The sequence below is a fragment of the Caenibacillus caldisaponilyticus genome (assembly GCF_002003465.1).
Lineage (GTDB): Bacteria > Bacillota > Bacilli > Bacillales > Sporolactobacillaceae > Caenibacillus > Caenibacillus caldisaponilyticus.
In genome coordinates this window covers 122,042-135,953 of sequence record NZ_BDDQ01000006.1, presented here as the reverse complement: position 1 = coordinate 135,953, position 13,912 = coordinate 122,042, and the positions used below count along the sequence as shown (strand labels likewise).

The following is a 13,912-nucleotide window of genomic DNA, read 5'->3' as shown; positions in this document are numbered from 1 at the left end:
CAGGGGCGGTCGACCGCACTTTTCTCCTCGTTGACTTTGAGTTTTAACTTCTTCTCCAGATACTTTTGAACGCTTTGTTTGACTCTTTGGCCCGCACGCGGACTGCGGACATAAATGTTACAGTCATCGGCGTAGCGGCAGAACTTCAACCCCCGCTTTTCAAGTTCTTTATCCAGATCATCCAGCAGGATGTTGGCCAAGAGCGGACTCAATGGCCCGCCTTGCGGCGTGCCTTCCTCTGAACGAACCCGGACACCTTCCAGCATCACCCCAGCTTTTAAGTAGGCCCTTATCAATTTCAGAACTCGCTTGTCCTCGACCTTCCGTGCAACCCGGCTCATCAGAATGTCGTGATTCACCCGGTCAAAGAACTTTTCCAGATCGATATCGACGACATATCGGTATCCTTCTTGGATATATTTCTGAGCTTGCCGGACCGCATCGTGGGCCCGCCGCTTGGGGCGGAAGCCATAGCTGTACGGAGAAAAATGGGGATCAAAGATCGGCGTAAGCACCTGAAGGATGGCCTGTTGGATGAACCGATCCATCACGGTTGGGATCCCCAGCAATCGGACGCCTCCATTGGGTTTCGGGATTTCGACCCTCCGGACCGGCGCCGGCTTGTAGGTTCCCTCAAGCAATTGTCTCTTAATGGACTTCCAGTGCTTCCGGATATCATCGCGGAGTTGTTCCGTCGGAACGCCGTCGATGCCCGGAGCCCCTTTATTTGCTTCCACCCGTTTGAGGGCAGTGATTAAGTTGTTCCGTGACAGAATCGTCTCCAACAGAGCCATCGAGATCTCTCTCCCTCCGCGGGATGGGGTTCAAGTCTTGCCGGGCAATGCTCAGCCCTCTATCCAAGGTCCTCCGGGCTTCACCCATCTTTCCTTGAAAGAGTTCCGTTAGGAATTCTGCTTCAGCGCATTGCGTCTCGAAAGAGTTTGATCCATCCCTGAATTGACGTTCAGCCCTTCCCTTTTCAGGCGTCCCTTACTCAGGTACTATGGCCTCTGCTGACTCCTGTACGTTCAGCAAAACCTCTCGATTTTGGTTGCCATCCTTAGAAGGCGTATCGTACAGGCCTCCCCGGATAAGAGTGCGGACTTTCCACTCATGTACCTGCCCAATATACCGCCACAGCCCTTGGCGGCTTAGGACTTCATCTTGTTATGCAGACTCATCCGACTGTGACAGCCTCAAATTGGGTTCGTGTCCCTCAGGTCGAGTGTTTGCCTCCGGCTTCCTTCAGATTCCGCCTCGCGGCGGACACCCTTGCCTTCAGCTAACGGTAGGCGCTCGCCAGCCCCCGTTCAGGACTTTCACCCTATAGCACCGCACCCATGCCGGGCGTACATATAAAAACCCCTCCGCGTGAGGCGGAGGGGTAGACGTAGGCCAAAGGCGTACGCAAGCAAAGAGCGCACGGCGTTCAGCACCCCTTTGTCAGCCTCACAGGACTGCCCGTTAAAAGGGTGTTGCACAACACTCATGAAATTGTCCGGCGGACGATCGCGACGCCGTCCGTGCCGTCGACTTCAGACAAGCGGACTTCGACGATTTCTTCTTTCGACGTCGGGACGTTTTTTCCGACGTAATCCGGCCGGATGGGCAATTCGCGGTGCCCGCGATCGATCAAAACCGCCAGTTGGATGAGCGCCGGCCGTCCGCGATCCATGATCGCATCCAGCGCGGCGCGGGCTGTCCGGCCGGTGTACAAGACGTCATCGACGAGGATGACCTTTTTATTCACAACGGGGACCGGAATGTCCGCCCCGTGGATCTCGGGTTCCCGGTTCTCCGTCTTTTCGGACAAATCATCGCGGTACAGCGTGATGTCCAGCGCGCCGACGGCGACGGGACGCCCTTCGATTTCCCGGATTTTTTTCGCCATCCGCTCGGCGAGATAAATGCCGCGCGTCTTAATTCCGACGAGAACGACATCGTCGACGCCCTTGTTCTTTTCGATCACTTCGTGGCTGATGCGGGTCAACGCCCGGCGAACCGCATCGGCGTCCATGATGCGTTTTTCCGTCACACACTCACCTCATTTCCGCGCAATAAAAAACCTCCCGGACCGCTAAGCCGGGAGGTGGTTTATGCCAAAAAGACGACATGGCGATAGACCGAATTCCTTCCCAGCCTCACGGGGCTGCGTTAAAGGAACTTCATAAGCTGTGACCATTATGACAAAACGAAAGGAAACTGTCAATCCTGATTTTTGCACGATGAGGCATTCCCATGAAAACAGAGCCATAAATCACGGCCACACAACGCGATCTCGTCAAACAAGACGCCGGACGTTCAACGTTCGTTTCTCAATTGTTCGAGAAGGCGCGCCATATCCTCTGGCAGCGGCGCGCGAAAAATCATCCACTCGCCCGTCGCTGGATGGGAAAAACCGAGCTCCGCGGCGTGAAGCGCCTGGCCGTCGATGTCAAGGGTTTTGCGCGGCCCGTATTTCGGGTCGCCCGCCACCGGATGTCCGATGTAGGCCAAATGGACGCGGATCTGATGGGTGCGCCCGGTTTCCAGCCGGCACGTGACGTACGTATAGTTTTTAAAGCGTTCTTCGACGAAGAAGTGCGTGATGGCTTCCTTCGCGTTTTTGCGGGTGACCGCCATTTTTTTTCGGTCGTATTCGTCGCGGCCGATCGGGGCGTCAATCGTGCCTTGATCATGTTCAAAAACGCCGTGGGCGATCGCTTTATAAATGCGGTGGGTCACCTTCGCCTTGATTTGTTCAGCGAGGGCGCGATGGGCGCGGTCGGTCTTGGCGCAAACGAGAACGCCCGACGTGTCTTTATCGATGCGGTGAACGATGCCGGGCCGGAGCACGCCGTTGATGCCCGACAGATCCCGGCAATGGGCGAGAAGGGCGTTGACGAGCGTGCCGGACAGGTGGCCCGGCGCGGGGTGAACGACCATGCCCCGCGGCTTATTGACGACGATGATCTCTTCGTCCTCATAAAGGATGTCGAGCGGAATATTTTCCGGACGAACGTCAAGAGGCTCTGGCTCCGGCCGTTCCATGACGAGGAAATCGTTGGCGGCGACCTTATAATTCGGTTTGACGGATTGGCCGTTGACCGTGACCGCACCGGATTTGATCAATTCCTGAATGTGCGTCCGCGAGAGATCCGGCAGCCGCCCATTTAGGAATTTATCGATGCGCGTGCCGGCGTCCCCGGCTTCGATCGTCCATTCATCCCGAATCATGGCGTTTCTCCTTTTTCGAATCGAACAGGGTGTAAATCACGATGAGCAGCGCGCCGATGACGAGCGACGAATCCGCGAGGTTGAAGACGGGATAGCTGTAAGACCCCAAATAAACGTGGATGAAATCCACAACTTCCCCGCGAAACAAGCGGTCAACAAAATTGCCGAGCGTCCCGCCGATGACGAGGCCGAGGGCGACTCCGACGAACGGCTGGCGCCGGCCGATCTTTTGCATGTAGTAAATCACAACCGCGAGAACGACGACCGTGACGAGGTAAAAAAACCACAGTTGGCCTTCCAGCATGCTCCACGCCGCGCCGGTGTTGCGCGACGACGTGATGTACAACACGCCCGGCACGAGTTCAATGCTTTCGCCGACCGCCATGGTTTTCACGATCATCCATTTTGAAAGTTGATCAAGGATCAGGACGATGAGTCCGATGGCATAATAAATCACGGCTTCTCCTCCATTGTCCAGGCATTCGAATCGTTTGTCCTTCCCCATTTTAGCACAGTCGCCCGTTTTGAAGGCAAAAAAAAGGGGAATCCCCTATTCGTCTTCTTCAGACCGATCTTCCCGATTCATCCATTGATCGTATTGGATGTTCCTCAAAAAATGGACGCTGTCATCTCCGCGATATCCTTCAATGTCTGTCGCGCCGATCGCTTCAACCGGTTCGACGTAGCCCAAACCGTCTTCATTGTCGATCAGGGACGAGCCGTCAAAAGTCATGCCGGTTTCATTGAATGAGGCGACGATGTGATAAGCGTTTTGTTCGTTATATTCCGTGTCCGCCCCGTTGCTTGCGTATTCCTTTTCCATGTTTTCGATCACTTCTTCTTCGATGGGGCGACCGCCGGCCTTCGCCTGGTTCGGTGAATGTTCTTTCACCGTGCGCGCGGTCGGCAAGGCTTGCAGTCGTTCAAGCGGAATTTTTTCGCCGGTCACTTCGTCGTAACCGTATGCCCCCTTATCAAATCTTTCAAGAGCAGCATGGATGTCGTGAAGCTCTTCGGCGAGCATTCTGCGCAGAACGAAGTCCTTTTCCCGCTCGTACAGCTCGGTGCCGGCATCCGCCGGATGGTTGTCGTATTGCGACAATTCTCCGGAAGCCGGACCGTTTGCCAAAGGCACCCGCATGCCGAGCGCTTCCGATTGGTCGAGTTCCTTTTCGATTTCTCTTTTCCGTTTGATCAAACGCGCCTTCAATTCTTGAAAGGGATCCATCGCGCTCCTCCTTTTATTGTGGGAATGAAGATGCGACGGCATCCATCCCCGTTTATCCATAGCTTTTGCCGATTCCGGCGGATCAAGCCCGATGAACGGCTGCCATGTTTGGGAATGTTTTCTAATTAGACGATCTGCGGAGCCCTGACCCGCTCAAGAAAAAGGCCGAACGCGTAAAGCGTTCGGCTCTCGGATCAGGCGTAATGCTTTTTCACAATGTCCGCGCAGCGCGCACAGAGCGCGGGATGGTCGGCGTCGCTTCCGACCGTCGGGGTCACGACCCAGCAACGCTCGCATTTTTCCCCTTCGGCGCGGCCGACGATGACGGCGGTCTCGCGGTAGCGGGGGGCGTTTGCCGGCGCGTCGTCCAAAGTGCCGGCAATCTCCGCTTTGGAGACGATAAAGAGTTTATCCAAATCGGGGATCGTCTCCAGGACGGCGCAATGGGCCGCGGTCGGGTACAACGTGACGGCGGCTTCCAGCGATTTGCCGATCAGCTTTTCGTTGCGCGCTTCCTCAAGGGCTTTCAAAACGTCGTCGCGCACCACCATGACTTGGTCCCATTTTTTCACGAGGGCGTCGGCGCCGTCGAACGGTTCCGGTTCCGGCATATCGGTGAGTTGAACGTAATCCGCTTTTTCACCGGGCACGTAGCGCCACGCTTCTTCCGCCGTGTGCGGGATGATCGGCGTCAACAGCTTCAAAAGCGCGACGAGCGTTTTATACATAACGGTTTGGATCGAACGGCGCGCCGGGCTGTCTTCAAAGTCGGTGTAAAGGGTATCTTTCGCGATGTCCAAATAAAAGGCGCTCATATCGGTCGTGCAATAGTTGTGGATCGCATTATAGATGGTCAAGAATTCGTACTCATCGTAAGCCTTCCGCACCTTCTCGATCAGGGCGTTCAGTTTGGCCATCATGTACCGGTCCAGCTCCGGCATCTCGTCGATGGCAACGCTGTGCACCGCCGGATCAAAGCCATGCAAGTTGCCGAGCATGAACCGGATCGTGTTGCGGATCTTCCGGTAGACTTCCGCGACTTGCCCGAGAATCTCGTCGGAGACGGGAGCGTCCGCCGTATAGTCCACGGACGCGATCCACAGCCGGATGATGTCGGCGCCGAGCGTCTTCATTACCTTCAAAGGATCGATGACGTTGCCGAGCGATTTGCTCATTTTACGGCCTTCACCATCGAGGACGAAGCCGTGTGAAAGAACGCTTTTGTAAGGCGCCCGTCCCGTGGTGGCCACCGCGGTCGTCAGCGAGGAGTTGAACCAGCCGCGATATTGGTCACTGCCTTCAAGGTAGAGATCGGCCGGGCGCTCCAAGTCGTCGCGCTGTTCAAGGACGGCAGCGTGCGAGGAACCCGAGTCGAACCAGACGTCCATGATGTCGGTTTCCTTCGTGAAAATGCCGTTCGGGCTGTGCTCGGATGTAAAGCCGTCGGGCAACAGCTCTTTCGCTTCCCGCTCGAACCAGACGTTCGAGCCGTGTTCGGCGACCAAGTTGGCGACATGTTCGATGGTTTCATCCGTGACGATCGGCGTTCCGTCTTCGGCATAGAAGACCGGAATCGGCACGCCCCAGCGGCGTTGACGGGAGATGCACCAATCCTCACGGTCGCGCACCATATTGTGCAAGCGGGTTTCGCCCCATGCCGGCTTCCACTTCACCTCGGTGATCGCGCGCAAAAGATCGTCGCGGAAATCTTTAATGGAGGCGAACCATTGTTCCGTCGCCCGGAAAATGACCGGTTTTTTCGTGCGCCAATCATGCGGATAGGAGTGTGTGATGAATTCGAGCTTGAGAAGCGCGCCGACTTCTTTCAATTTTTCGGTCACCGGCTTGTTGGCGTCATCGTAAAACAGCCCCTCAAAGCCCGGCGCTTCTTCGGTCATGTACCCCTTTTCATCGACGGGGCATAAGATGTCGAGGCCGTATTTCTTCCCGACGTAAAAGTCATCTTCCCCGTGGCCCGGCGCGGTGTGGACACAGCCGGTTCCGGCGTCAAGCGTCACGTGTTCGCCAAGGATGACCAATGAATCGCGTTCATAAAACGGATGGGCGCAAACCACATGTTCGAGCGCGGCGCCTTTAAACGTTTTTTCGATGGAAGCGGTTTGCCATGACAATTTTTCTTTGAGCGCCGGAAGAAGCTCTTTCGCCACGACGTATTTTTTTCCGTCCGCATGGACGAGCGCATATTCATAGTCGGGATGCACGCTGATCGCCAGGTTCGCGGGAATCGTCCACGGCGTCGTCGTCCAAATGACGATCGCGCTGTCCGACGGCAAAACGCCTTTTCCGTCTTTGACCTGGAAGGCGACGTAAATGGACGGGGAGCGCTTGTCTTTATATTCGATTTCCGCTTCGGCGAGCGCCGATTCCGATGACGGCGACCAATAGATCGTCTTCTTGTCCTTATAAATATAACCGCGTTTCACCATTTCCCCAAACAGGCGGATTTGCGCGGCTTCATACTTCTTATCGAGCGTCACATAGGGATGGTCCCAATCGCCGCGCACCCCCAACCGCTTAAATTGCGCGCGCTGGCGATCGATTTGTTCCAACGCATACTGTTTGCACAATTCCCGAAATTCGGCGACGCTCATTTTCTTCCGGTCGACGCCTTTTTTGACCAAAGCCTGTTCGATCGGCAAGCCGTGCGTATCCCAGCCCGGCACGTATGGGGCATAAAAGCCGGCCATCGACTTGTAACGGACGATGAAATCTTTAAGAACCTTGTTTTCGGCATGGCCGATATGGATGTCGCCGTTGGCGTAAGGCGGGCCATCGTGCAGGATGAATTTCGGCCGGCCCTTCCGGCGTTCCAAACTTTTTTCGTAGACCCGGTTTTCTTCCCAATCCGCCTGAATCGCCGGTTCCTTGTTCGGCAAATTGGCGCGCATCGGGAAGTCGGTTTTCGGCATGAGCAAGGTATCCTTATAATCCATACAAAAACCTCCTGACGCTATCGTTTCCCTGCCATAAATAAAGAAAGCCTTCTCATCCAACAAGGGACGAGAAGGCCCGCGGTACCACCCTTATAGCAATGCCGTGGCATTGCCGCTCGATCTTCTTAACGCGAAGGGGACGCCATCGCCTACTCTCATTTCGGGATGGGACTCGGAGGTGATCTTCATTTCGAGGGCCGCACCGGGCTCGCACCGTCCCCGGCTCGCTTCGCCGGCCGTTCGAAACTACTGTCCTCGTCATCGTCTGTCCGATAGGATGCCGTATTTTCAATGTTTTCGTTGAATGAGGTGAACGAAAAGGTGGTTGATAAGATCCTCGGCTGGATGCACTGTTTTCGTTAAACGGCTGTAAGATGCATAAAGTTGAACCGTTTGTATATGGATAGTATATGAGAGCGGATGACGGCCGTCAAGGTTTGATTTTTTCAGATAACGCCGCTTCGCTTTCTTCATCGTCGACATCCGAGCCGAGCTTGTCCCAGTCGTCGTTGTTCAACAACTCGAGCTGGGCCTCAAGCAACATTCGGAAACGCGTCCGGAAAACCTTGGCCGCTTTTTTGAGCTCTTCGATTTCCATCGTGATTTTGCGCGACTTCGCCAACGCTTCATTGATGATGCGGTCGGCGTTTTTTTCCGCTTCCTTGACGATCAGGCGCGCTTCCTTGTTGGCGTTTTGGCGCACTTCTTCGGCGGTTTCCTGAGCGACAAGAATCGATTTGTTCAACGTTTCCTCAATATTGGAAAAATGCTTGACCCGTTCTTCCAGCTCTTGGACTTTCGCTTCCAACTGCTTTTTCTCGCGGATCACCGCTTCATAATCCTTGATCACTTGATCGAGGAACTCGTTGACCTCGTCTTCATCATAACCGCGGAAACCGCGCGTAAATTCTTTGTTATGGATATCCAACGGCGTTAACGGCATGTCGCCACCTCCAATAATCTATAATCTATGATAAGGTGTTCTATAGGATTCGACAAGAGGCGATGGAATACCTGCCCGTTCTTCAAAATATCACGGGCCTTCGTACGAGTCCGAACCCGAAAGCCGAACCCGGCCGGCACGGGGTTCTTTCGCATTCCGAGACGCCTCCGACGGCGGCCTATTTTAAAAGCGCGTACCGGATGACGTGATTGCCGCGTTTCGACCTGCCTTCCACGGCAACAAGCTTGCTCCGGCCATGTCCGCGCACGGACAATTGGTCACCTGCTTCCAACTCGAAAGCCGGTTTTTCAACGAGTTTCCAATTGACTTTGACGAGGCCGGCTTCGACGGCGGACGCCGCTTTCGCGCGAGAGAGCCGATAGATTTCGGCGAGGACGGCGTCGAGCCTGAGCGAACTGACCGTGCCGGTTCTTTCTTCCCAGACGGCCGTCGGGCGGATGAGCTCATCCGCGCCGATGGCGACGCACGTGACGCGATGACGGCCGACCCGGGTGAGCGCGGCCATGAGGTATCCCGCCACTTCTTCGGCCGCGACCCATTGGACGCGGTCTTCGGAAATCAACAGATCGCCGAGTTTCTCCCGCTTGATGCCGAGGCCGATCAGCGCGCCAAGCAAGCTCCGATGATCGATGGTCACAAATTTTTTCGGATAATGAAGCTCAAAAAACGCGAGCCCGAAGTCCGGTTCTTCGGCATACGGAGGCGAAAGCGTCGCGCGCATCCGCTCCGCTCCTTCAAAGCCGCCCGAAAAGCGGAGCTGGAGCTCCTCATCGCTTCCGATGACGGCCCGCATGATCTCCCGCTCGCGCGGATTGAGAAAATCCGTGCGCACGGGGACATAGGTCTCAAGCACGCGCGCCTTCCAATCCAAAACGCGGTCGATGAACGGTTTCTCGTCCTCTCTAAAATGCTGGTAGATGGACAACGCGCACTCATCCCATCAGCAGCCAAGGGAGTTGTCTGAGTCCGATGTTCGCAAGGTAAAGAACGAGAAACGCCGCCCACGGGGAAATGTCGATCACCCCGCCGATCGGCGGAATGATCCGCCGGAACGGTTCGAGAAACGGTTCACAAATGCGGGCCATCCATTGGCCGACCGTCGAGTAGCGGGCGTTCGGAACCCACGACATCAAAATGTAAATCAATAAAATCCACCAATACACATTCAAGAGCTTTGACAATATATCCACGACGGTAAAAAGCCACGTCAATCGCTACACCCCGTTTGTTGATCCAGGATTATTTTTTCAATGCCTCCGTTATCGCTCCGTTGATGTCGATGTGATCCGGCGCGCATATAAACGTATCGGGGGCGATCTTTTGGATGTGACCGTTGAGCGCGTAAACCGCCCCGCTGAGAAAATCGATCAACCGCCGCGCTTCTTCCGTCCGCATCTCTCCGATGTAAAAGACGACGGGACGGCGGTTTTTCAAGTGATCCGCGATCGCTTGCACGTCTGCAAAACCGCGCGGATGCATGACCATGACCTTGGTCGGCCGCTGAACGGCGCTGAGACTGACGACGTTCGCCGGCGCCGTCTCACGGCGTTCCGCCCGCTTCTCGACAAAGGATCGCTCCTCTTCCTGATCCTCTTGCTCCATCATATCCATTTCATCATCGAGATCGAAAAATTTTTTGAAACTTGACATCCAACCCATTTCGACTTGCTCCTTTATCCATCATTGCCGACCAGAGCCGAGCCGATGCGGACAAATGTGGCCCCTTCTTCAACGGCAATGATGTAATCTCCGGACATCCCCATGGACAATTCGCGGCAGGGCGCGTGCTCCCAATGTTTCTCCTCAACCGCGCGCTGCCAGTTCTTCAAGCGCCGGAAAATCCGGCGCAACTCGTCTTCTTCAGCGTTCGCGGGCGCCATGGTCATCAGGCCGACGACCGTGATGTTCGGAAACTCGCGGAGCCGGTCAATAAACGGAAGCACATCATCTTCCCTGATGCCGTGTTTGGTCGCTTCGCCCGAAACATTGACTTGGACGAAACACTTGACGGCGCGCTCGGCGCGCTTTTGGATTTCCTTGGCCAGCGACAGGCGATCGAGCGAGTGAATGTAATCGACTTGAGGCAAGACGTCCTTGACTTTTCGGGATTGCAACGTTCCAATGAAGTGCCATGTGACGTCCAGGTCGGCAAGCGCCCGCCGTTTCTCGGTCAATCCCTCCAAGCGGTTTTCGCCGATATGGGTTAACCCCGCTTCGACCGCTTCACGGGCGCGCGCTTCGTTCACATATTTGGTGACGGCGACGATGCGCACTTCATCCGGCCGCCGTCCGGCTCTCATACAAGCTTGTTCGATATTCTGGCGTATTTTTTGCAGGTTCTCCTTGATCGATGCCATGCTATCACCACTTGTCAACGCAACCGTTGTTGTTCATCTTGTGCCGCGACAAAAATGTACCCGAGCATGCGCCCGGTCTTCCCGTTTTCTTTTCTATGGGAATAAAAGAGATCATGGCGGCAACTTGTACAAAACGAAGTCGGCAAAATGTTGCCCCGGGGAATCCCCCTCTTTTGCAGAATGAGCGCGTTCAATTCTTGTAAATTCAACATATATCGCCCGTTTTCCTTCTTTTTGAGCACCCGATCCGCCTCGCGGTCCGCGGCTGAATGCACCCGTTCGACGACGCGGTCGTCCACTTCATAACAACAAGGACCGATGGACGGCCCGATCGCGACCATGATCTCGTCGGGATGAAGATGGAAAGCTTCTGTCCACCGCTCCACCATCACGCGGGCGATGCCGGCGACGGTCCCTCGCCAGCCGGCGTGGGCCAAACCGACCACCGCCTTTTTTTTCGACCAGAAAAAAAGGGGCACGCAGTCGGCGAAACATCCGGTGAGGACGAGATCCGTCTCCGTAGTGTATAAACCATCCACGCCTTTGATGGCGCTGGCGATGTCTAAAGCCCCTTTGCCGGCGTCGGCGCCCGTTACCCTTTGCACCGCCGCCCCGTGCACTTGCTCGGCCTGAACCCATCGGGAAAGCGATAATCCGATGTTGCCGGCGACGCGCCGGCGATTTTCGGTGACGGCTGCCGGATCATCACCGACGTGGTAACCGAGGTTCAAACTCGCGAACGGAGAGGCGCTCACCCCGCCGTGCCTGACTGTAATCCCCGCTTTAATGAGGCCGGCTTCCGTTTCGACGGGGGCCAAGTTCATGAGGCCGTTTTCGTCCGGTTTAAACACGTCCCCTCCCATCGCTGACCTCCTTTATATATAGACGGGATATTTGCTTTCATCATACCATAACTTGAAGTTCAATGGGAAAAGCGCTTATCCGTTTTTCGGAGACTCGCCGCCCCCCGTGCCCAAAAAGCGGACCAAGATGACGTCCGTGCCGATGCGGACGATGTTTTGCCAAGGGATGATGACGTCACTCTCCCTGCCCAATAAGCCAAGCATTTTACCGGTTCCGGGAATGATGAGATGTTCGATCTTCCCGGTCGCCACATTGATGTCCAAATCGCCGATATGACCGAGCAACCGGCCGTCTTCGACGTTGACGACCTCTTTGGCTTGAAACTCGGATATTCGAGCCATGCCCCTGCCTCCCCCGTCTCTCATTTTCATGATCCGTCGGGATCTATTTTAATAATAAATATATGGGCAAAAGGCGCTAAAAAGAAGCGGTTTGGACCGAAAAGCAGCGGTAAACAGACCGGAACGCCGCCCGCCTCAGCGCTTTTCTTCGCATAATGGAAAAAACCCGGCCGGATCGAGCCGGCCGGGCAAATATTGACGCGGGATCTAGCTTTGGATGTTTTTGTTCATCTCCTTGATCGCCGCTTTTTCAAGGCGCGAAACTTGGGCTTGAGAGATGCCGATTTCCTCGGCGACTTCCATCTGCGTCTTTCCTTGAAAAAAGCGCATCGAGAGAATGTTCTTTTCGCGTTCGTTTAAACGGGTCATCGCTTCCCTCAAGGCGATATCTTCGATCCATTTCCCGTCTTTATTGCGATCATCGCTGATTTGGTCCATGACGAAGATCGGATCGCCGCCTTCGTTGTAAATCGGTTCAAACAGCGAGACCGGATCCTGAATGGCGTCCAATGCAAACACGATGTCTTCCATGGGGACGTTCAGGGCATGGGCGATTTCCGCATGCGTCGGTTCGCGGGAATTTTTCGTGAGGAGTTTCTCCTTGACTTGTAAAGCTTTATAGGCGATGTCGCGGAGCGAACGCGACACGCGAATCGGATTGTTGTCGCGCAAGTAACGGCGGATTTCTCCGATGATCATCGGAACGGCGTAAGTCGAAAACTTCACGTTTTGACTGAGATCAAAATTATCAATGGATTTCATGAGACCGATGCAGCCCACTTGGAACAGATCGTCCACGTGTTCCCCGCGATTATTAAAGCGTTGAATGACGCTTAGTACGAGCCGCAAATTGCCGTTGACGAGCTTTTCTCTCGCCTCCATGTCGCCGTTCTGCATTTGCGTGAACAGCACGCGCATTTCCGCGTTGGTCAGAATCGGTAACGTCGACGTATCGACGCCGCAAATCTCCACCTTGTTTCGTGCCATCGGATTCCCTCCTCAGCGGAGTATTGTTCAAGGTCAAGTATCTCCGCGGAAGGGAAATTTATGCACTTGAATCGGCAGCCGCCAACGGCCTTTCGCATACCCCGAACCCCGTTTTTGCCGAAGCCGGGCGACGCGTTTTCCGGACGCCGCCCCAAGTTTTTACGGCTTAGCTCCGGCCGTTCGCCATTGCGTGTTTATACCATCTTGTTGAACTCCTTTTGCAGCCTTTTGATGATGCGCTTCTCGAGCCGGGAAATGTACGATTGGGAAATGCCGAGTTGGTCGGCGACGTCTTTTTGCGTTTTTTCCTTTCCGCCCGACAGGCCGAACCGCAGTTCCATGATTTCTTTTTCCCGGTCGCTCAACATGAGCATCGCTTTCTTCAACAGGGCGCGTTCCACTTCTTTTTCCATATCGCGGGTAATGATATCGTCTTCCGTGCCGAGGACGTCCGACAATAAAAGTTCATTGCCGTCCCAATCGACGTTCAACGGTTCGTCAAAGGAAACTTCGGTTTTCGTTTTGTTGTTCCGCCTGAGGTACATGAGGATTTCGTTTTCGATACAGCGGGAAGCGTATGTGGCCAGTTTGATTTTTTTCTCGGGATTGAACGTGTTGACCGCCTTGATCAAGCCGATTGTGCCGATGCTGATGAGATCCTCGATGTAGATCTTCGTGTTTTCAAACTTTCGCGCGATGTATACGACGAGCCGCAAATTGCGCTCGATCAACGTGGCGCGCGCGTCGCGGTTGCCTTTGGCAAGCTCTTTCAACAGCTCCGCTTCTTCTTCTTTTGAAAGCGGCGGCGGCAGGGCTTCGCTTCCACCTATGTAATAAATCTCCTTCGGCTTGCGGCCGAATTTTTGCAACCATCGATACCATTTTAAAAGAAATCGGATCACCCAACGCCTCATCCGTCTTCCCCCCATTTGCAATGTGTTCGTCTTAGCAGGCGGTTGTCTGCCCAAAGCGGAAACCGCGGCGATCGGCGCATGAAATGA

15 protein-coding genes and 1 other annotated feature are annotated in these 13,912 nt (G+C 54.9%); all 15 genes read right to left on the bottom strand.

Translation table 11 applies throughout. From position 1 onward, the window contains the following. Positions 1–794 (bottom strand): group II intron reverse transcriptase/maturase (ltrA, locus tag CCB157_RS03345; protein ID WP_077614509.1); only part of this gene is annotated, 794 nt, incomplete at its 3' end. A gap of 692 nt (positions 795–1,486) precedes the next feature. Beyond that, entirely contained in the window at positions 1,487–2,035 is a 549-nt protein-coding gene (gene pyrR / locus CCB157_RS03340) for a bifunctional pyr operon transcriptional regulator/uracil phosphoribosyltransferase PyrR (protein WP_077614508.1), read from the bottom strand. A gap of 266 nt (positions 2,036–2,301) precedes the next feature. Beyond that, complete coding sequence (locus tag CCB157_RS03335; protein ID WP_077614507.1) at positions 2,302–3,216, bottom strand: RluA family pseudouridine synthase; 915 nt, start codon at positions 3,214–3,216, stop codon at positions 2,302–2,304. After that, positions 3,203–3,673: a signal peptidase II gene (lspA, locus tag CCB157_RS03330; RefSeq protein ID WP_077614506.1), complete on the bottom strand. Its 471-nt coding sequence runs from the start codon at positions 3,671–3,673 to the stop codon at positions 3,203–3,205. The genes CCB157_RS03335 and lspA overlap by 14 nt, the downstream gene beginning before the upstream one ends. 93 nt (positions 3,674–3,766) lie before the next feature. After that, positions 3,767–4,444 carry a TraR/DksA C4-type zinc finger protein gene (locus tag CCB157_RS03325; protein WP_077614505.1) on the bottom strand — a complete coding sequence of 226 codons (678 nt, stop codon included), beginning with the start codon at positions 4,442–4,444 and terminating at the stop codon, positions 3,767–3,769. A 194-nt stretch (positions 4,445–4,638) separates the two neighbouring features. Then, positions 4,639–7,398 carry an isoleucine--tRNA ligase gene (gene ileS, locus CCB157_RS03320; protein WP_077614504.1) on the bottom strand — a complete coding sequence of 920 codons (2,760 nt, stop codon included), beginning with the start codon at positions 7,396–7,398 and terminating at the stop codon, positions 4,639–4,641. Positions 7,399–7,457: 59 nt separating this feature from the next. Next, positions 7,458–7,669, bottom strand: a binding site (T-box leader). 159 nt (positions 7,670–7,828) lie between these two features. Continuing rightward, positions 7,829–8,341: a DivIVA domain-containing protein gene (locus tag CCB157_RS03315; protein ID WP_077614503.1), complete on the bottom strand. Its 513-nt coding sequence runs from the start codon at positions 8,339–8,341 to the stop codon at positions 7,829–7,831. 178 nt (positions 8,342–8,519) lie between these two features. Beyond that, positions 8,520–9,287: a YlmH family RNA-binding protein gene (locus CCB157_RS03310; RefSeq protein ID WP_077614502.1), complete on the bottom strand. Its 768-nt coding sequence runs from the start codon at positions 9,285–9,287 to the stop codon at positions 8,520–8,522. A gap of 7 nt (positions 9,288–9,294) precedes the next feature. Then, positions 9,295–9,573 carry a YggT family protein gene (locus CCB157_RS03305; protein ID WP_238594577.1) on the bottom strand — a complete coding sequence of 93 codons (279 nt, stop codon included), beginning with the start codon at positions 9,571–9,573 and terminating at the stop codon, positions 9,295–9,297. A 28-nt stretch (positions 9,574–9,601) separates the two neighbouring features. Further along, positions 9,602–10,021, bottom strand: a complete 420-nt coding sequence (locus CCB157_RS03300; protein WP_077614501.1) for a cell division protein SepF — start codon at positions 10,019–10,021, stop codon at positions 9,602–9,604. Between the two features lie 14 nt (positions 10,022–10,035). Then, positions 10,036–10,719 carry a YggS family pyridoxal phosphate-dependent enzyme gene (locus CCB157_RS03295; protein WP_077614500.1) on the bottom strand — a complete coding sequence of 228 codons (684 nt, stop codon included), beginning with the start codon at positions 10,717–10,719 and terminating at the stop codon, positions 10,036–10,038. 14 nt (positions 10,720–10,733) lie between these two features. After that, positions 10,734–11,582, bottom strand: a complete 849-nt coding sequence (pgeF, locus tag CCB157_RS03290) for a peptidoglycan editing factor PgeF (RefSeq protein WP_238594576.1) — start codon at positions 11,580–11,582, stop codon at positions 10,734–10,736. 75 nt (positions 11,583–11,657) lie between these two features. Next, the gene (locus CCB157_RS03285) at positions 11,658–11,924 is read right to left on the bottom strand and encodes a YlmC/YmxH family sporulation protein (RefSeq protein ID WP_077614499.1); all 267 of its coding nucleotides are present in this window, start codon (positions 11,922–11,924) and stop codon (positions 11,658–11,660) included. Between the two features lie 207 nt (positions 11,925–12,131). Then, a complete protein-coding gene (gene sigG, locus CCB157_RS03280) occupies positions 12,132–12,911 on the bottom strand; it encodes an RNA polymerase sporulation sigma factor SigG (RefSeq protein ID WP_077614498.1) in 780 nt (259 codons plus the stop codon). A 194-nt stretch (positions 12,912–13,105) separates the two neighbouring features. Next, positions 13,106–13,825, bottom strand: a complete 720-nt coding sequence (gene sigE, locus CCB157_RS03275; RefSeq protein ID WP_077614497.1) for an RNA polymerase sporulation sigma factor SigE — start codon at positions 13,823–13,825, stop codon at positions 13,106–13,108. Between the last annotated feature and the right edge of the window lie 87 nt (positions 13,826–13,912).